This window comes from Pseudomonas putida (assembly GCF_028682395.1).
Taxonomy (GTDB): domain Bacteria; phylum Pseudomonadota; class Gammaproteobacteria; order Pseudomonadales; family Pseudomonadaceae; genus Aquipseudomonas; species Aquipseudomonas putida_AB.
Map to the genome: position 1 here is coordinate 85,674 of NZ_JANHLC010000005.1, position 19,558 is coordinate 105,231.

The 19,558-nt window shown below is 58.0% G+C and carries 13 protein-coding genes and 4 tRNA genes; 3 read left to right on the forward strand and 14 right to left on the reverse strand.

What is annotated here, in order from left to right; translation table 11 throughout:
- Position 1 precedes the first annotated feature (1 nt).
- The 6 genes from NPS46_RS14220 to NPS46_RS14245 all read right to left on the reverse strand — a co-directional run bounded on the left by NPS46_RS14220 (position 2) and on the right by NPS46_RS14245 (position 10,335).
- Complete coding sequence (locus NPS46_RS14220) at positions 2 to 2,641, reverse strand: bi-domain-containing oxidoreductase (protein WP_274108195.1); 2,640 nt, start codon at positions 2,639 to 2,641, stop codon at positions 2 to 4.
- Positions 2,642 to 2,747: 106 nt separating this feature from the next.
- Complete coding sequence (locus tag NPS46_RS14225) at positions 2,748 to 4,892, reverse strand: bi-domain-containing oxidoreductase (protein WP_274108197.1); 2,145 nt, start codon at positions 4,890 to 4,892, stop codon at positions 2,748 to 2,750.
- A complete protein-coding gene (gene wecC / locus NPS46_RS14230; protein ID WP_274108198.1) occupies positions 4,883 to 6,130 on the reverse strand; it encodes a UDP-N-acetyl-D-mannosamine dehydrogenase in 1,248 nt (415 codons plus the stop codon). The genes NPS46_RS14225 and wecC overlap by 10 nt, the downstream gene beginning before the upstream one ends.
- A complete protein-coding gene (gene wecB / locus NPS46_RS14235) occupies positions 6,127 to 7,239 on the reverse strand; it encodes a non-hydrolyzing UDP-N-acetylglucosamine 2-epimerase (RefSeq protein WP_274108200.1) in 1,113 nt (370 codons plus the stop codon). Before wecB ends, wecC begins: the two co-directional genes overlap by 4 nt.
- 419 nt (positions 7,240 to 7,658) lie before the next feature.
- The gene (locus NPS46_RS14240) at positions 7,659 to 9,065 is read right to left on the reverse strand and encodes a mannose-1-phosphate guanylyltransferase/mannose-6-phosphate isomerase (protein WP_274108202.1); all 1,407 of its coding nucleotides are present in this window, start codon (positions 9,063 to 9,065) and stop codon (positions 7,659 to 7,661) included.
- Positions 9,066 to 10,258: 1,193 nt separating this feature from the next.
- Positions 10,259 to 10,335, reverse strand: a tRNA-Arg gene (locus NPS46_RS14245).
- 305 nt (positions 10,336 to 10,640) lie between these two features.
- Here NPS46_RS14245 and NPS46_RS14250 point away from each other — a divergent pair.
- Entirely contained in the window at positions 10,641 to 10,871 is a 231-nt protein-coding gene (locus NPS46_RS14250) for a hypothetical protein (RefSeq protein ID WP_274108204.1), read from the forward strand.
- A gap of 60 nt (positions 10,872 to 10,931) precedes the next feature.
- Here the strand turns inward: NPS46_RS14250 and phnN are convergent, their stop codons facing one another.
- Positions 10,932 to 11,558: a phosphonate metabolism protein/1,5-bisphosphokinase (PRPP-forming) PhnN gene (gene phnN / locus NPS46_RS14255; protein WP_274108206.1), complete on the reverse strand. Its 627-nt coding sequence runs from the start codon at positions 11,556 to 11,558 to the stop codon at positions 10,932 to 10,934.
- Between the two features lie 382 nt (positions 11,559 to 11,940).
- On the opposite strand from phnN, the gene NPS46_RS14260 reads away from it, so the two are divergent.
- The gene (locus NPS46_RS14260; RefSeq protein WP_274108208.1) at positions 11,941 to 12,267 is read left to right on the forward strand and encodes an Arc family DNA-binding protein; all 327 of its coding nucleotides are present in this window, start codon (positions 11,941 to 11,943) and stop codon (positions 12,265 to 12,267) included.
- Positions 12,268 to 12,375: 108 nt separating this feature from the next.
- Here the strand turns inward: NPS46_RS14260 and mgtE are convergent, their stop codons facing one another.
- Complete coding sequence (gene mgtE, locus NPS46_RS14265) at positions 12,376 to 13,818, reverse strand: magnesium transporter (protein ID WP_274108209.1); 1,443 nt, start codon at positions 13,816 to 13,818, stop codon at positions 12,376 to 12,378.
- A gap of 318 nt (positions 13,819 to 14,136) precedes the next feature.
- On the opposite strand from mgtE, the gene bamE reads away from it, so the two are divergent.
- Positions 14,137 to 14,619 (forward strand): outer membrane protein assembly factor BamE domain-containing protein, encoded by a 483-nt coding sequence (gene bamE / locus NPS46_RS14270; protein WP_274108211.1) that lies wholly within the window; start codon positions 14,137 to 14,139, stop codon positions 14,617 to 14,619.
- 40 nt (positions 14,620 to 14,659) lie between these two features.
- On the opposite strand, the gene NPS46_RS14275 is transcribed toward bamE, so the two are convergent.
- The 6 genes from NPS46_RS14275 to alaS form a co-directional block, all read right to left on the reverse strand.
- Positions 14,660 to 14,736, reverse strand: a tRNA-Arg gene (locus NPS46_RS14275).
- A gap of 72 nt (positions 14,737 to 14,808) precedes the next feature.
- Positions 14,809 to 14,885 (reverse strand) — tRNA-Arg (locus NPS46_RS14280).
- A 107-nt stretch (positions 14,886 to 14,992) separates the two neighbouring features.
- A tRNA-Ser gene (locus NPS46_RS14285) sits at positions 14,993 to 15,083 on the reverse strand.
- A gap of 62 nt (positions 15,084 to 15,145) precedes the next feature.
- Positions 15,146 to 15,334 carry a carbon storage regulator CsrA gene (csrA, locus tag NPS46_RS14290; RefSeq protein ID WP_002554426.1) on the reverse strand — a complete coding sequence of 63 codons (189 nt, stop codon included), beginning with the start codon at positions 15,332 to 15,334 and terminating at the stop codon, positions 15,146 to 15,148.
- Between the two features lie 189 nt (positions 15,335 to 15,523).
- On the reverse strand, positions 15,524 to 16,765 hold the full coding sequence (locus NPS46_RS14295) for an aspartate kinase (RefSeq protein WP_274108213.1): 1,242 nt from the start codon (positions 16,763 to 16,765) through the stop codon (positions 15,524 to 15,526).
- A gap of 95 nt (positions 16,766 to 16,860) precedes the next feature.
- On the reverse strand, positions 16,861 to 19,479 hold the full coding sequence (alaS, locus tag NPS46_RS14300) for an alanine--tRNA ligase (RefSeq protein WP_274108215.1): 2,619 nt from the start codon (positions 19,477 to 19,479) through the stop codon (positions 16,861 to 16,863).
- Positions 19,480 to 19,558 lie beyond the last annotated feature (79 nt).

Genomic DNA, 19,558 nt, shown 5'->3' on the forward strand with positions numbered 1-19,558 from the left:
GTCAGGTGTCCACGTGAATGGCCGCTACGCCGGTAAGTAATTCTTCAACGCGCAGCGACACCGCCGTAGTTTCGATAATCTCATCGAAGGGAATCGGTGCCGGGCCACCGCTGGCCAGCGCCTCGGCCAGCAGTTTCATCTGCGTGCCCTGACCTTTGTCCGCCTCGCAGGCAGACCACAGCACTTCACCGGTGCTGGCCTTGATCAGTTGTTTGAAGTCGTCGATAACATAGGCTTCGCCATCGCAGAACACCTCGATACGCTCTTTCGGCAGCCCTTGCTTGGGGCCGAGTGCGGTATAGAACAGGTTGCCGATACTGCCGTCGGCATAACCGACCGTAGCGCTGAAGTTGTCAGTGGCCAGGTAAGGTCGGCCGCCAGGGTTGATGCCGGTGGCGCTGACCGAGGTGGCAGCAGCGCCCGTCAGGCAACGGAACACGTCATACATATGGCAGGCTTCGCCGATATTGCGGCCGCCGCCCTGCTCGGTTTGAATCCAGTGGTCCAGTGGAATGTAACCACCGTTAAGACGGTAGTTGATCGCCAGCGGCGCAGTACGCCCGGCCAGCACCTCGCGCAGGGCCTGAATGGCCGGCGAGAAGCGACGGTTGAAACCGACCATTAGCAAAGGCGGATTTTCCAGCGCGTCGTGACACTCGGTCAGCGCGTCGAGCTCATCCCAGGTGATCGCCACCGGTTTCTCGACGAAAACATGTTTGCCGGCGTTCAACCCGGCGATGGCCTGGGCCGCGTGCTCGCAATGCCGAGTTGCGATCACCAACATATGCACATCGGGATCGTCGATCGCGGCGTTGAGATTGGAGGCGAATACACCCAGGCGACGCTCGCGCACAAAGTTGCCACCACGCACTGCATCACGGCTGACCACACCATGCAGGAAGATGTTGCCCATGCGGTCGAGCATCGGCACCAGCATCGACTGGCCATATGCGCCAGCCCCCACCAGCAGGTAGTTGATCTTCCCGGTCTGCGGGCTGCGCGCACCGCGCAGTTGAATACGCTCGGCCTCAGCCGGCTCGACCACCGCGTTATCGGCACGGGTGTAATCGAGCAGGACACCAATCGGCGGCTCTTGGCTGTTGGCCAGGGTTTTATACAACGCCGGCGCCTCGTCTACCGGGGCGATGATATCGACCAGCGACTCCACATCCAGGCGCTTGGCCGCAATCAGCTCCATGTAGCTCTGCATATTGCGGTTGAGCGTCCAGCGCACATAGGAGATCGGGTAATCGTTGCCCTTCTCTTCGTAACTCGCATCGTAGCGACCCGGCCCGTAGGAGGTGCTCATCAGCAGGTCGATTTCCTTGCGGTAGAAATGCGCTCGCTGCACGTTCAGGCCGACGTCGCCGACGATAACCACCACACCGCGACGGCGAGTGATTTCCATGGCCGTGTTGATCACGCCATCGGACTTGGTCGCAGCGGTGATCAGGGTACGGTCGCAACCCAGACCGGCGGTGGTGTCACGGATCAGACGGGGAAATTCCGCGGCATTCGAGGTGCCATGCTCCATGCCCAATTCACGGGCACGCTCTACGCGCTTGGGATCGAGGTCGAAGCCGATCACCTGGCAACCGGCCGCACGCAACAGTTGTACGGTCAGCAGGCCGAGCAGGCCCAGGCCGATCACCGCGACCTTTTCACCGAGGTCCGGCTGCGCGCGACGCACGCCTTGCATGGCGATGGTGCCGATAGTGGCCGAGGCCGCCCAGCGCATGTCGCAGCCTTCCGGAACTGGGCACACTAGGTTGCGCGGCACCAGTACATAGTCGGCATGGTTGGCACGCCCGGCGCCACCACAGGCCACACGATCACCCACCTTCAGTCCCTGCACGCCAGCGCCCACTGCCACCACCACACCGGCAGCGGAGTAACCAAGGTTCCAGCCAGTTTCATCCATTTCGTTGTGCGGATCGCCATCCGGGTTAGGTGCCACCAGCACCACGTGCAGCCGCTCGAAATCGGCCTTGGTCACGCCACCCTGGGCGTTGGAGATCACCAGTTTTGCTGCTGCTTCGCCCTGCGGGTCGAAGATCAGTCGATCATCCAGCGCGCCCGGCGTCAGGGTGCGGTTGCCAAGCCACTTGCTACCGTTTTCATCGAGGATGCCGATGGCCAGCTTGCCGCTGTCGATGGCGCCGCGCAGTTCCACGGCAACCTGATAGCCGAGCGGAATCTGGAACACGGCCGTGTGCGCCTGATACTGCCAGTCGGAATCATCGGTCAGCAGCAACAAGCGCCCGTTGTCGGCAACGAACTCGCTGGCCGCATCACGCTCCCAAGCTACTGCACCCAGCTCTTGGTCAGGAAGGCGCGCCTTGGGCGGTTCGGGGATGAGCCGGGCGATCTGATTTTTGGCGATACGTTTAAGGCGTGAGGCTGCCAGGCGGGGATCGGCAATAGCCTTCGCCAGATAACGGCTAGCACGGCTGGTGATCTCGCGGGCCTGGTCCAGGCCGGTAGACGCCTCGCTTGGGGCCGTCGGGCGCAGACCGGCCACTTCGGTGCCCACACTGATCATCGAATACTGCACATGAACCAGGACCGCACCTGGCTCAACGCCAGGTGCGGGCATCCGTGCGACACGTACGCGATCACTGGCTAACAGAACTTGCCTCATCAACACTTTCCTTCGTCTTGAGCAACTGCATCGAATGTTCGCTGATACTGACAATACACAGGGCGGTCATACCCAGCCCGTCATGTTCAGAACTGCGATATCGGTGTCAGGACTGCAATTGTTTTTCTATCGCCAAAGCCAGCCGCGTCGTCGCCAACTGACTCATAATGTTCTTTTCATCCAACGCCCCGGCGTTGATGGCATCCACCAGTGCCAGAAGTTCTTCATGCTGGCCTTTTTGCGGCGTAGCCGATGCCCAACGCTTTACGCTCTCGCCTGCCACGGTAACCGCCCGATAATCATCCAGGCTCAATACCTTCCCATCCGTGTAGATATCCATGCGCTCTTTCGGATGGCTGGGCGAACCCAGCGAGGTATACAGCAGGGTTGCTACCGAGCCATCGCTGTAGCGAATAGTCGCGCTAAAATTTTCGTTACGCCGAATTCCGCCAGCGCTGCCGCCAATGGCAGTGGCCTCTACCGTCACGGGCTCGGCGTCCGTCAGGAAAGCGAACAGGTCGTAGATATGGCAGGCCTCGCCAAGATTGCGCCCGCCGCCCTCCACTCCATGCACCCAGTGGTCCGGAGGCAGGTAACCGGCATTCATCCGGTAGGAAATCATCAGCGGCGCGGCACGGTCTTGCAGCAGCGCCTTGATGCAAACGATACCCGGGGCGTAGCGGCGATTGAATCCAGTCATCAACAACGGCTTGGGCCCAGTGCTGGCAGCGCTGTAGAACGCTTCGACGGCAGCCAGCTCTGCTTCATGCAGGGCCAGGGGCTTTTCAACCAACACATGCTTGCCGGCCTCCAGCGCTTGCTTGACCATTTCTGCATGCAAGTGATGCCGTGTGGCAATCAACACCAGGTCCACTTCCGGGTCGGCCAGCGCCTCACGGTAATCGGTGCCAGCAAAGCTGGCGCCGAACTGCGTGGCAGCGGCTTTGCCGCTGCTGCCGGTGCGGCTGATTACCCAGCGGAGCTCATAGAGCTCGCGTAACTTGAGCAGATTGGGCAGATGCACGCCCTGGGCAAAACCACCGGCACCAATCACCGCGACCCGCACTCTACCGTCTTTATTAACAGGCTCGCGCAGCATCAGGCTGTGGGTCTGCTCCGGCTGCCCTTCATTCGGGTAACGCAACAGGGCCAACAGTGGCCGGTCATTGCCTTGAGCCAGGCGCACATACAGCGCCTCGGCGCCCGCCAGGTCGACCACCTCGGGCAACAGCGCCTGCACGTCCACCTTGCCCTGCGCCAGGAGCTCCAGATAGGCCGCCATATTGCGGTTTTCCGTCCAGCGCACGTAAGCCAGAGGATAATCCTGACCACCCTCTTCGTAGTCCGGATCGTAGCGCCCCGGCCCGTAGGAGGTGGAGATAAAAAAATCGAGTTCCTTGCGATAGAAGTCTTCGCGCTTGATATCCAGCCCGACGTCGCCTACGAGCACCACACGGCCCTTCTTGCGGCAGGCACGCATGGCTAGGCTTATCAGCTCACTGCTGGCCGAAGCCGCCGTGATCACTACTGCATCGGCACCCAGGCCGTCGGTCAGCCAAGTAATCCGGGCGACCTGATCGTCTTGAGTAGGATCGATGCCCAGGTCCATGCCACATTGGCGCGCGATGTCCAGACGACGCACGTCCGGGTCAACGCCAATAACCCTGCAACCATTGGCCTTGAACAGTTGCACAGCCAATTGCCCGAGCACGCCCAGGCCGACCACCACTATGATTTCGCCCAGGGTCGGCGCCGTTCTGCGCACGCCCTGCAAGGCTATGGCTCCCAGGGTCACGGTGGCCGCTTGATGCGTTGCCAGCGCCGGGGGCACCAGCACGGCCAGGTTGACCGGGACGTTGATGATTTCTGCGTGATTGGCAATGCCAGCACCGGCGCAGGCCACCCGATCACCGACCTTGAAGCCGTCGACTTGTTCGCCCACTTCCACTACCACGCCGGCGGCCGAATAGCCGGTAGGCTGCCCAGCAGCCAACGTGCCACGGATTCGCGCGACGGTGCGCGACAGCCCTTGCTCGCGGACCATATCGAAGGCCCGTTTGATTTTTTCCGGATGCTTCAACGCTCGCTTATACAGCGGCTCTGCGGCCGAAACCACGCTGGCGGCCTCCGTGCCCACGCTGACGCAGGAGAATTCGACCCGCACCAGAATATGCCGGCTTCCCACCAAGGGAGCGGGGACTTCTTCCAGTCGTGCAGCACCCTGCCTTAACAGCAGTTGCTTCAACGCCACGCCCCCCGGGTATCGATCACCACTTTGCCCTCAAGCAACGCGCGATCAATGGTCAGGAAGGCCTTGTGATTGACCAGCAAGAGCACGATATCGGCATCGGCGATAGCCGCTTCAGCCTGCATAAACTCAACGTTGCGATACTTGCTCAAAGCCGGCGGCAACGACTCGACATGGGGCTCGACGGCGTAGATCAGGCCATCTATCTCATGGGCCAGGTGCGCGGAAATTTCCAGTGCGGGGCTTTCGCGCAGATCATCGATATCCGGCTTGAAGGACAGCCCCAGGCACGCGATCTTGGGATTGCTCAGACCCTTGGCAGCAGCCTTGACTTGCTCGATCACCCAACGCGGTTTGCCATCGTTGACCAGCCGGGCTGTGTGGATCAGCTTCGCCAGGTCTGGCGTTTGCTCGACGATAAACCAGGGATCCACCGCAATGCAGTGCCCGCCCACGCCAGGGCCGGGTTGCAAAATGTTCACCCGTGGGTGGCAGTTGGCCAACTCGATGAGTTCCCACACATCGATGCCCTGGCGGTCGCAGATCAGCGACAGCTCGTTGGCAAAGGCGATATTGACGTCGCGAAAGGCGTTTTCGGTCAGCTTGACCATCTCGGCTGTACGCGCACTGGTGGTCCGGCAATGGCCTTCGACGAACAATCGGTAGAAGGTGGCCGCCTCCTCGGCACACCTGGGCGTCATACCCCCGATGATGCGGTCATTGCTCACCAGTTCGTGGATGATCCGACCCGGCAGGACACGCTCGGGGCAGTAAGCCAGGCGGATATCCGAACTTTCACCGGCAGTGCCGGGAAAACTCAGGTCCGGGCGCACGGCGCGCAGCCACTGTTCGAGCTTCTCTGTGGTGCCCACGGGTGAGGTGGACTCGAGAATCACTAGGTCACCCTTCTTCAGGACAGAGGCGATGCTGTTCGCCGCCGCCTCGATATAGCCGAGGTCGGCTTGCTGGCCATCTTTGAACGGCGTGGGCACCGCCACCATAAACACGTCAGCGGGTTCTGGTTGCAGCGAGGCACGGAAACGGCCCGAGGCCACGGCGCCGGAGAGCAGCACGTCGAGCTCTGCCTCGACGATATGAATCTTGCCCGAATTCAACGTAGCCACGATAGCAGGATTGACATCGATGCCCAGAACCTGACAGCCACGACTGGCAATCAGGGCCGCCGTTGGCAAGCCGATATAGCCCAGCCCGATCATCGACACACGCTTGTATTGGATCATCCCAGTATTCTCTGCACGATTCGCTTAGCGGCCAGGCCATCCCCATAAGGATTTCCGGCCCTTGCCATGATTTGGTATTCGTTTTTGCCATCAAGTAGGCGCAGGGTCTCGGAGACGATCTTGCCGGTGTCCGTGCCGACCAGCCGCACGGCGCCGACCTGCAGCCCCTCAGGGCGCTCGGTGGTGTCACGCATCAGCAAAACCGGCTTGCCCAGCGAGGGCGCTTCCTCTTGGATGCCGCCCGAATCGGTGAGAATCAGATGGCAGCGCTTCATCAGATAAACGAAAGGTAGGTAGTCCAGCGGTGCGATCAAATGCGCCCGCGGACAGTCACCAAGAATCCGGCCAACCGGCTCTTGTACATTCGGATTGAGATGGACGGGATAGACAATTTCCACATCATCGCGGCCAGCCAGTTCGCGCAGCGCCACGCAGATATTTTCGAAACCCTGGCCGAAGCTTTCACGGCGGTGGCCGGTAACCAGAATCAGTTTGCGACTGCCGTCAATAAAGCTGAACTGCTCCTCGAGCCGCTTGGTCAGGACATCGTCAGCCTCAATGCGCTGCACCACATCAAGCAAGGCGTCGACCACGGTATTACCAGTGACGCAGATGCTGCTATCGGCAATGCCTTCACGCAGCAGGTTGGCGCGCGCGGCCTCGGTGGGGGCGAAATGATGGGTGGCGATGGTGCCAGTCAAGCGCCGGTTGATTTCTTCAGGCCACGGCGAATAGATATTCCCGGTACGCAGCCCAGCCTCCACATGGCCGACTGGAATGCGCTTGTAATAAGCGGCCAGGCTGACGGCAAAGGTAGTGGAGGTATCACCATGCACCAGAATTAGATCCGGCTGCTCGGCTTCGAGCACCGGCTCAATGCCCTGCATGATCCGCACGGTGATATCGGTCAGGCTCTGCCCGGGACGCATGATATTGAGATCATGGTCGGACACGATACCGAACACGTCCAGCACTTGGTCCAACATCTCTCGTTGCTGGGCCGTGACGCACACGCGGCTGTCGATCAAGGCTTCCGCCTGAAGCTGCTTGATCACAGGAGCCATCTTGATGGCTTCTGGTCGTGTGCCAAAAACACAAAGTACCTTCATTCGCCCAGCATCCTTCTGCAACTAAAAACAGCGGCGCATTGCTCAGGCATTTGCAGTTTTCCTGCGTAATCTGTGCAGCAGCAGGAGCACACCACTCTACGAAGATACGTATACTATTGAATAATAAAGCTTTTTTTCGATGGAAAAATATTAGGGGTGGAACTGTAGCACTTAATGCAAGGTGTTACCACGCAATGCAAAGTGTTACCAAGCCAACGAAGCAAGCGCGCCAACACCACGTGTGTAGTTTCAGCGGCTCACCCTAAAGGCTATTGCCGTTTCGCTACGGCGCCATCCCGGCACTACTATCCATGAGATCAGGCGACACAGTCAGTTGGATCGATACGACGCAACTGACCATGCCGAAATCTCGGCGCACACCCCAGCGGGTTAGGCCTGTGCCAAGTCGCGCTCTGACTTCACGCCCTGCCGTACTTATCCTCAAAACGTACGATATCGTCTTCACCCAGATACGAGCCGGACTGTACTTCGATCAACTCCAGCGGAATGACACCAGGATTTTCCAAAGCATGAACCTGGCCGATGGGGATGTAGGTAGATTGGTTTTCAGTCACCAGATAAGTCTTCTCGCCATTGGTCACCCTCGCGGTACCGCTGACAACAATCCAGTGCTCGGCGCGGTGGTGGTGCATCTGCACCGACAGCTTGGCCCCCGGCTTTACCGTGATGAGTTTGACCTGGTAACGATAGCCATTATCGATGGAGTCATACATGCCCCACGGGCGGTACACCTCTCGATGGTTGATGTGCTCGTTACGCGCGTCACACTTCAATTGCTCGACGATTTTCTTCACATCCTGAACATGATCCTTGTGCGCAACCAACACAGCATCTTTGGTTTCGACGATCACCAGATCCTTGACGCCCACCGTCGCCACCAAGCGGCTATCAGCATGCACATAGGTGTTGAGCGAATGCTGATTGAGCACATCCCCCTTGAACACATTGCCCTGCTCATCTTTCTCACTGACATCCCACAAAGCCGACCAGGACCCGATATCGCTCCAACCGGCATCCAGCGCCACCATCACCGCATCGGCGGTTTTTTCCATCACCGCATAGTCGATGGAGTCTTCCGGGCATGCGGCGAAAGCCGCTTGATCAACGCGAGTGAAGTACATGTCCTGCGAGCCGCCCGCCAACGCCTGGCGGCAGGCGGCGAGAATATCGGGGCGAAAACACTCCAACTCCTCCAGGTAGCGCCTGGCGCGAAACATGAACATCCCGCTGTTCCAGAAGTAATTGCCGCCGGCAAGATAGTCGCGAGCCGTAGGCAGGTCGGGCTTCTCGACGAAGCGGTTTACTGCAAAACCACCACCACCGATTGAGACGCCTTGCTCGATATAGCCATAACCAGTTTCCGGATGAGTCGGCACGACACCGAAGGTCACCAACTTGCCGGCCTTGGCCAACGGCAAGGCCGCCTGAATACTCGCCTGAAACGCCGGCACATCCTTAATCAGATGATCGGCCGCCAGCACCAACAGAATCGGATCGTCTGCTTCTGCACAAGCCTGCAAAGCAGCCAAGGCAATGGCCGGGGCGGTATTACGGCCCACGGGCTCAAGCAGTATATTGGCCTGCTCCATACCCAACAGACGCAGTTGCTCCGCTGCGAGAAAACGGTGCTGCTCGTTACAGATCAAACGCGGTGACGCCGCCTTAAGCCCCTGTAAACGCTGGATGGCGGCCTGAAGCATGGAAAAGTCATCGACCAACGGTAGAAACTGTTTCGGATTGAGTTGGCGCGACAACGGCCAGAGACGGGAGCCGGAACCGCCAGCCATGATTACAGGGAAGAACATTTCAGCTTCCTTTTAAAAATCTTTGAAGTGTATTGCAGGTTATCCATCCAGGCACGGGGGTTGTCGCACACCTTGCAGCGCCGAGAATATCTATGAGAACACTAATACCTGAGCCGAGACACGAGCCTGTCACAGGCTTTGGCTGCGACGTAATGACTTGGCACCCGCAAAGCCTACGTATGGCACGTTAGTCGGGCAGATGCCGCGAGCGATATCGGATCAGAAATGAAAAAAAGGCGTCCAAAGAATAATGCCAGTCAATTAATGAAAAACGCCGCTTACTCACGAAGAGAAAACGGCGTTTTTATGCGCACCAGAGTGACTGGGAGTCCCAGATAGCCTGAAACCAAAGCTTAACTGATCGGCATTAGTCAAAAGTACGCCTTTTCAGTGTTTGGGGAGTAGTCGCAGCGACTCTTTAACTCCCAGTCTTGCGAGTTTGGGTTCAGAATCCGACAGCATGGTCCGCTTGTGGTCGCGCGCACCACAACACTTTCCATATCGATCTCTCAAGCAGGTCGTCCTCCTGAAGACACAAACCTTAAATTTAGTATGGAGTTAGGTACAACCTAGCTTTCCATTGGCACGGTGAAGGATGCGAGAGGAGCACTATCCATGCCGAGACCGCAAAAAATGTATAGGCATGATCTTGCTGCCCGGTAAGCAGCTATCTCGCGGGCCAAGATCCAACGAGGGCACGCCTCAACGATAAATGCTTTAGGCAAGACGGCAATTCCCAATCACCATGTAACCGCACACAATCGCGTTAAATTCTTATCCGCACTGGCATAACCAAGGAGCTCTAGGTGTCCAAAAGATCAATGTTGCCTTCCTTGAATCGCCCCGGATTCTCTATCACGCTTTCTGAAAGCTGCTGCTTATTGATTAAGTAGCTCTCAATCACATTGGGCAGCTCAGAATGAGCGTGCTTTTCCCTTTCTACGGAGGCGGATACTGCATCCTTCTTTTGCACACGGTAGGACACGTGGGCGACGAGAAGGCCAAAAAGAATGGAAAAGATCGAGAGCCAGTTATTAAAATTCTAGCACTGGTACATCTCAGTCCGTTGAGAGGACGCGACAGGTGCGCGCGTACGCGCCAATTAAAAGCCTGCCAAATATCTCAGATGCACCCGCATTGCCCCCATGGAACGTTTCGGATACTCAAGATAAAGCTGACAGCCCTTCAAAATATGGTGTCCCAGGCGGGGTTCGAACCTGCAACCTTCCCCTTAGGAGGGGGATGCTCTATCCAATTGAGCTACTGAGACATTCTGCGCGCAGCGAGGCGCTGAGGACGGCGTGCATGGTAACGGCCAGCATGGCGTTTGTCATGTCATCGCCCGGCCTTTTTTGATACATGAAAAATGCCTGCCGGCCCGGGACGCAGCACCGATCGTGCATTCTGCAATAAAGCCAAGGGCCATCATTGCAGAATGCACGTCAAACCCGTTTGACCTAAAATACAACCAATTGTTTTATAAGGATTTTTATAAATAAACCGAGTGGCATAAGCCCTGCTTTATCTGCATGACAACATTCAGCCCCTATCAAAGGGAGCGCGGAGACCATCACCATGACTTCTGCCCTGGTACTGCTCAATACACTGGCCATCGGCGCCTTGCTGATCATGAATACGCAGCCACCGAGTGCGGGCACCGCTCAAGCAACAACCTCCCTTCTTCAGCATGTGCCCACTACGCGCCTGGCGGTTACAACCGCCCCTTTTTCAGGGCAACCGGGCTTTGTTGAAGACAGGTCGCAATCCCAATCCGCAGTACCACGCAACGACCGCTGGGTTTTCTAAGGTGTTATCTATTGGCCTGAGCGGTCCTGGACCGCTTACCAAGCGGCTTCGCCAGTGACCTCAAGCTTGCTGGTCGCGCACTTGATCGGCCGACGCAACCAGCTCGACCCGATCCTGCGCCGGTACTGACAGCGCCTGTTCGAGCAGATGTTGCAACCGGGCAACGGTCGCGCTCAATGGTGTGGAGTTATCCAGGCGGTACAAGGTTACACCGGCATCAAGGTCGGAGCCGACAGCAAACTGCTGATTGCGCGCGAGGCGTTGGTCAATCTGTTCTACCGTCTCACGTCCACGCGCCACCAGGCGCTGGCGCAAGACCTCGTGCTCGACTGTCAGGAGAATCGGTATCAGCGTCGGATAGCGCTGCAGTGCCTGCTTTAGATGCCCTCTGGAGCCGTTAACCAAGACATGATGCCCCGCCGCCAGCCACGGGTCGATCAGGATGGGGATACCGTAGCCCAGCCCATTGGCATGCCAGCTCAACGCAAAGGCGCCCTGCGCTTCGAGCGTGCGAAACTCACTGGCTGAGACGCCCACCGCCGCTTCGCCAATCGCTTGCGCCGAGCGAGTGATTGTACGTTGCGCGACAAGGCAGCCGAGCCGTTGCAGCACATGGGCCGCCGCTTCGATCAGGCTGTCCTTGCCGGAACCGGAGGGCCCCATCAGATAAATCAGTCTGCCCGGCATAAACCACTAACCTCCCGTCTTGCCGACTAGTAAATTGGCTTGATGGCACTATGCTAATTAATGAAAGCACAAGGCCATATCTCGCACCCTGCCTGGGTCTTTAGGCCAGGCCGGAAGGCTTGTGCAGCCCCCACAGCCCTCAGGACGGCCGCTACCGAAAAAAACTTTCAAATGGACACAGATTTCTGACAATTGGTGCTGGCATAAAGCCTTTATTCAGTTCAATATTTGTCACAGAATTGACGCCAAGGAACTGGCAAATATGAGGCATAGTGCGGGCCTCTTAGCAATTCAGGTTGAACATTTGGCATCAAGGGCTGTCGTATCTGACATCCTGCGGCCAATCCCGAAAACCGCTCCCCTGAACTAACCGGTTAACTATATGCGCCCAATGAAACAGGCAATTTATTCCAGCCGTACCGCTGACAAGTTCGTCGTGCGTTTGCCCGATGGAATGCGCGAACGCATTGCCGAGGTCGCTCGCAATCACCACCGGAGCATGAACTCCGAAATCATCGCTCGCTTGGAACAAAGCCTTATCCAGGAAGGAGCCCTGGGTGAAGACTTGAACATGCGCCTGGACAGCCCCGAGCTGTCGCTACACGAACGCGAGCTGCTGCAACGCTTCCGCCAGCTTTCCCATCGCCAGCAAAACGCGCTCGTATCGCTGATTGCTCACGATGTCGAGAACGCTTCCGACGATAATTGATCCACCCGAAAGCTCAAGCCAGCATTTAGCTGGCTTTTTTTTGCCTGAAATAAAGAGAGAGGGGGAAATGCAAAAACGGTGCAATCCAAAGGACTGCACCGTCGAGGTCTAGAGCAAGAAGATTGTCGCCAATCCGAGGAAGATAAAGAACCCTCCGCTGTCGGTCATGGCCGTGATCATCACGCTTGCCCCCATTGCGGGGTCACGCCCAAGGCGCGCAAGCGTCATGGGGATCAAGACGCCCATCAACGCAGCCAATAGCAGGTTGAGGGTCATCGCTGCCGTCATCACGACGCCCAGCGACCAGCTGTCATACAACAGATAAGCCACGATCCCGATCACCCCGCCCCACAACAGGCCATTGATCAAGGCCACCGCCAGCTCCTTGCGCATCAGGCGCGAGGTATTACCGGTACTGACCTGGTCCAGCGCCATGGCCCGCACGATCATGGTAATCGTCTGGTTACCGGAGTTGCCGCCAATCCCGGCTACGATGGGCATCAATGCCGCCAACGCCACCAGCTTCTCGATCGAGCCTTCGAACAAACCAATAACCCGCGAAGCGAGAAAAGCGGTGATCAGGTTGACCGCCAGCCAGGCCCAACGGTTGCGCAGGGACTTCCAGACCGAGGCAAAAATATCTTCCTCTTCACGCAGACCGGCCATGTTGAGGACTTCGGTCTCGCTCTCCTCACGAATCAGATCGACCATTTCATCAATGGTCAAACGGCCGATCAGCTTGCCGTTCTTGTCGACTACCGGCGCGGAAATCAAGTCATACCGCTCGAAAGCCTGGGCCGCGTCGTAGGCATCCTCATCCGGGTGGAAACTCACCGGATCGCTGGCCATGACCTCGGCGACCTGCTTGTCGGGATCGTTGACCAGCAAACGCTTGATCGGCAGCACGCCCTTGAGCACACCGTCGTAGTCGACCACAAACAGTTTATCGGTATGCCCGGGCAACTCTTTGAGCCGGCGCAGATAACGCAGCACCACTTCGAGACTGACATCCTCACGGATAGTCACCATCTCGAAGTCCATCAGTGCGCCGACCTGCTCCTCATCGTAGGACAGCGCGGAGCGAACACGCTCACGCTGCTGACCGTCCAGCGTCTCCATCAGCTCATGGACGACATCACGGGGCAGTTCCGGCGCCAGGTCGGCCAGTTCGTCCGCGTCCATTTCCTTGGCCGCCGCCAGGAGCTCGTGATCGTCCATGTCGGCGATCAGCGTTTCCCTGACGGAATCGGAAACTTCCAGAAGAATATCGCCGTCACGCTCAGCCTTGACCAACTGCCAGACAGTCAGGCGGTCGTTGAGCGGGAGGGCTTCAAGAATGTAGGCAACGTCGGCGGAGTGCAGGTCATCGAGCTTGCGCTGCAACTCGACGAGATTCTGCCGGTGGACCAGGTTCTCGACCCGGTCTTGGTGGTGACCTTCCTGACGGTGAGTCAGGTCTTCGACCACGCGCTGGCGATGCAGCAGCTCGATAACTTGAGCCAGGCGGTCCTGCAGGCTGTCCTGCGGTTTTTTTACTTCGATTTCAGTCATAGGCGAACTCCACTCCCAGCAGCGGGGCACGCCGGAAGGATCAATCAGTCAATTCATGATTGGCAAAACGAGAGGCTGAGTAACTACTGGGTAAGTCCATGGAGGTATTCCATAAGCCCCGGCGGGGCTGACGGCGGCATGATACACCGGCTGAACGTGCGAAAGGCTAAAAAACTTGGCAAGAACAAGTGCTTGCAAGGTAAACCTGAAGATATTCGGCAGACTGCAACTGCGACGACTCATCCTGACAAAAAAACACACGCCTAAGCACTCGCACGCCTTCTAGTCTTAGCAGAGACCGTCAAGGAGGACATGTCGATGTTCAAAAAGAAACGATGGCTGCTGAGCTTATGGCTACTGAGCTGCCTTGCCCTGCCGCTGGCAGTGCCGGCCAAAACCATCCAGCGCTGTGAAGATGCCAGCGGTCACCTGACCTTCACCACCCTCGGCTGCCCCCACGATCACGCCTCATACTCGCAGAACGCCTACAACCCGCCTCCGGGCAGCGTACCGGTCACACCCACAGTGCGCCCACCCACGAGCCAGAGAGCAACCAGGCCGCTGGTTGTAGCAGGACAGGATGAGGACGGTTGCGGGGATCTGCTTGACCGCCAGCAAAAGCGCCAAGCGATTATCAGCCAGACCGTTCGCCCCGGGATGAATCGACAGGAAGTCGAAAGCGCACTGGGCAAGCCCGACAGGATCACCACAACAAATGCGCTAACCCGCTACACCTACAAGGAAAAGAAGGGTCGCAGCGCGCAAGTCATATTCGATGAGCAAGGTTGCGTAAAACGCTAGACAGCAAAAAGCCCGCAACCAGTGCGGGCTTTTTGGTGTTTGGTGCACTCGACAGGATTCGAACCTGTGACCGCTCGGTTCGTAGCCGAGTACTCTATCCAGCTGAGCTACGAGTGCATTTGTGTTTGTTAGACCAGACCACCGCTGGTTACCGCAAAGTTACTTGCATGACTGCAAACAACTCTTAAATGGTGCACTCGACAGGATTCGAACCTGTGACCGCTCGGTTCGTAGCCGAGTACTCTATCCAGCTGAGCTACGAGTGCATTTGTTGCCGCGCATTATAGGTCGTTAAATCTCTGGGTCAATCATTTTTTCTAATAAATTCAACAACTTACAGAAAAAACCAGATTACAACGCACTACATGAATAATGGCGGAGAAGGGGGGATTCGAACCCCCGACACCCTTTTGAGGTGTACTCCCTTAGCAGGGGAGCGCCTTCGGCCACTCGGCCACCTCTCCGCAACACGGGGCGTATAATAACCAACCTTTTCCCCGTTTGCAAAGCAAAAAATCAATAAAAATTAATGGCTTGGTTCTTCATCCTTCTCTTTCTTGATCCGCAGGTAGATTTCCTCACGGTGCACAGCCACTTCTTTGGGTGCATTGACGCCGATTCGCACTTGATTTCCTTTGACGCCGAGCACCGTCACGGTGATTTCGCCATCACCAATAATCAGGCTTTCTGCGCACCGACGAGTCAGAATCAACATACCTTTCTCCTCACGCAATTCATTTCAGGGACAACAGTCTGTAAGAAAAAGTGCTTCAACCTACAAGAATGATAGCTATAAGCCTACACACCTAAGTATTGACCAGAGCGAGCAAAAGAACAGCGCATGCTCGTACCTATCAAAAAAAAACAAAGGGCGCGGACTAGCCGCGCCCTTTGGGTCAACGCATCACTCGCCCTGGCGGGCTGGCGCGTCCAGTTCAAAAGCCGTATGCAGGGCGCGCACGGCCAGCTCCAGGTACTTCTCTTCAATAACCACGGAAACCTTGATTTCCGATGTCGAGATCATCTGGATATTGATGCTTTCCTTGGCCAGCGCTTCGAACATGCGGCTGGCTACACCCGCGTGGGAGCGCATGCCAACGCCAACGATCGAAACCTTGGCGATATTGGTATCACCTACCACTTCCCGGGCACCGATCTCACGCGCAGTGTTTTCCAGAACAGCCTGGGCGGCTTGGTAGTCATTGCGGTGAACGGTGAAGGTGAAGTCGGTGGTGTTATCGTGCGCAACGTTCTGCACGATCATATCGACTTCGATGTTCGCGGCACTGATAGGGCCGAGAATCTTGAACGCCACGCCGGGGGTGTCTGGCACACCACGGATGGTCAGCTTGGCTTCATCGCGATTGAAAGCGATGCCGGAAATGATCGGCTGTTCCATGGATTCCTCTTCATCAATAGTAATGAGGGTACCCGGACCCTCCTTGAAGCTGTGCAACACGCGCAGCGGGACGTTGTATTTGCCGGCGAACTCGACCGCACGAATCTGCAACACCTTGGAACCGAGGCTGGCCATTTCCAGCATCTCTTCGAAGGTGATCTTGTCCAATCGCTGGGCCTGGGCAACGACACGCGGATCGGTGGTGTAGACACCATCGACATCGGTGTAGATCTGGCACTCATCGGCCTTGAGGGCCGCGGCCAGGGCTACGCCCGTAGTGTCCGAGCCGCCACGACCCAGCGTGGTGATATTGCCGTGCTCATCAACGCCCTGGAAACCAGCGACGACGACAACACGCCCGGCCTTCAGATCCGCACGGATCTTCTGATCGTCGATCTGCAGAATACGCGCCTTGTTATGCGCGCTGTCGGTCAAAATCCGCACCTGGTTACCGGTGTACGAAACTGCCGGTACGCCGCGCTGAATCAGCGCCATTGCCAGCAGGGCAATAGTGACCTGCTCGCCGGTGGAGACAATCACATCCAGTTCACGCGGAACCGGCGTGCTGTCACCACTGATCTGCTTGGCCAGGTCGATCAGGCGATTGGTCTCGCCGCTCATGGCCGACAGCACGATCACCAGGTCATTACCGGCTTCGCGGAACTTCTTTACCTTGTCGGCCACCTGCTCGATTCTCTCGACGGTGCCGACCGAGGTGCCTCCAAATTTCTGTACGATCAAAGCCATTTCAAAGCCGCCTCAGCCCGTGAAGGGCGCCCAATAAACAATCAAACTGCACGGTTCCAGCGCCTGTCACTAGACCACAGGCACCAGGCGGAACCTCAGAGACCCTGTTCGACAAATGGCACGACAAGAGCCAACGCACCGTCCAGCGCCGCAGCGTCGATGCCGCCGCCCTGCGCCATGTCCGGACGTCCGCCGCCCTTGCCGCCCACTGCCGCAGCGGCTTGCTTCATCAAATCACCGGCTTTGAGTTGGCCGGTCAGGTCCTTGGTCACGCCTGCGACGAGAACGACCTTGTCTTCATGCACACTGCCGAGCAGGATCACTGCGCGGCCGAGTTTGTTCTTCAATTGATCGACCAGCGCCAACAGCGCCTTGCCATCCTGGCCGTCGAGGCGTGCCGACAGAACCTTCACGCCCTTGACGTCCTGGGCCGAAGCCGACAGGTCGTCACCAGCAGCGCTGGCCGCCTTGGCCTGCAACTGCTCCAATTGTTTTTCCAACTGACGGTTGCGCTCCAGCACCGCCGCCAGCTTGTCGATCAGGTTGTCGCGGCTACCCTTGACCAGGCTGGCGGCTTCCTTGAGCTGCTCTTCGGCCGCGTTCAGGTAAGCCAGTGCCGCAGCGCCGGTCACGGCTTCGATGCGCCGAACGCCCGAGGCCACGCCACCTTCGCTGATTATTTTCAACAGGCCGATATCGCCGGTACGGTTGGCGTGGATACCGCCACATAGCTCAACGGAGAAATCACCGCCCATGCTCAGGACGCGCACGTTGTCGCCGTACTTCTCGCCGAACAGCGCCATGGCGCCTTTGCGCTTGGCGGTCTCGATATCGGTTTCTTCGGTTTCTACCGCAGAGTTCTGGCGAATCTGCGCGTTGACGATTTCTTCCAGCGCCTTGATCTGCTCAGGCTTGATCGCTTCAAAGTGGCTGAAGTCGAAACGCAGGCGCTGACTGTCGACCAGCGAGCCCTTCTGCTGCACATGCTCGCCCAAAACCTGGCGCAATGCCGCGTGCAACAAGTGAGTCGCGGAGTGATTCAGGGCCGTGGCATGGCGCACATCGGCGTCCACGTGGGTCTCGACCGGCGCGCCGACCGTCAGGCTGCCCGAAGCCAGCACACCGTGGTGCAGGAAGGCACCGCCGGTCTTGGTGGTATCACGCACATCAAAGCGCGCGCTACCGGCCTGCAGGTAACCGCAGTCACCGACCTGGCCGCCAGACTCGGCATAGAACGGCGTCTGGTTCAGCACCACCACGCCCTCCTCGCCTTCGCTCAACACATCGACCGACTGGCCATCTTTATAAAGAGCCACGATCTTGGCCGAACCGTCGGTAGCGGTGTAGCCGGTGAACGCGGTGGCCACGTCGACCTTGACCAGGGTGTTGTAGTCCAGGCCAAAGGAGCTGGCGGAACGGGCACGCTCACGCTGGGCTTCCATTTCGCGCTCAAAGCCGGCTTCGTCGACCGTCAGCTCGCGCTCGCGGGCGATATCGGCCGTCAGGTCCATCGGGAAGCCGTAGGTGTCATAGAGCTTGAACACGACGTCGCCCGGGACCACGCTACCTTTGAGCTCGGCCAGATCCTGCTCGAGGATCTTCAGGCCCTGTTCCAGGGTCTTGGCGAACTGCTCTTCTTCGGCCTTGAGCACCCGCTCGATGTTGGCTTGCTGCTGCTTGAGCTCGGGGAAGGCTTCGCCCATCTCGGCAACCAGCGCGGCGACGATCTTGTAGAAGAAGCTGCCCGTGGCGCCCAGCTTGTTGCCATGACGGCAGGCACGCCGAATGATCCGACGCAGCACATAGCCGCGGCCTTCATTGGACGGCAGTACGCCATCGGCGATCAGGAAGCTGCAGGAGCGGATGTGGTCGGATACCACCTTGAGCGACGACTGGTTGTCGTTGCTGCAACCAATGGCCTCGGCCGATGCCACCAGGAGGTTCTTGAACAGGTCGATTTCATAGTTGGAATGCACGTGCTGCATGACCGCACTGATCCGCTCCAGGCCCATCCCGGTGTCCACCGACGGTGCTGGCAGTGGGTGCAGGACGCCATCGGCGGTGCGGTTGAACTGCATGAAAACGTTGTTCCAGATCTCGATGTAGCGATCGCCGTCTTCTTCCGGCGAGCCCGGTGGGCCACCCCAGATATCAGCACCGTGATCGTAGAAAATCTCGGTGCACGGGCCGCACGGACCGGTATCGCCCATGGTCCAGAAGTTGTCGGAGGCGTAGGGCGCGCCCTTGTTGTCGCCGATGCGGATCATGCGCTCGACCGGCACCCCGATGTCCTGGGTCCAGATGTCATAGGCCTCGTCATCCGAGGCGTAGACCGTGACCCAGAGTTTTTCCTTGGGCAGCTTCAGCACGCCGGTCAGGAAGGTCCAGGCGAAGTTGATCGCATCGCGCTTGAAGTAGTCGCCGAAGCTGAAGTTACCCAGCATTTCGAAAAAGGTGTGGTGACGGGCGGTGTAGCCGACGTTTTCCAGGTCGCTGTTCTTGCCACCGGCACGTACGCACTTCTGGCTACTGGTCGCGCGGGTGTAGGCGCGTTTTTCCTGGCCCAGGAAGCAGTCCTTGAACTGGTTCATCCCCGCGTTGGTAAACAGCAGGGTTGGGTCATTGCCCGGAATCAAAGAGCTGGAGGCGACACGGGTGTGGCCTTGCTCTTCGAAGAAGCGAAGGAAGGCTTCACGGATTTCTGCGCTTTTCATAGGTTCTTCCACGGAGTCTGCGGCCAGGCAAGTGCAAAATTCTTGAATGATGGTGCGACTTGCAAAGGGCCGCATTATA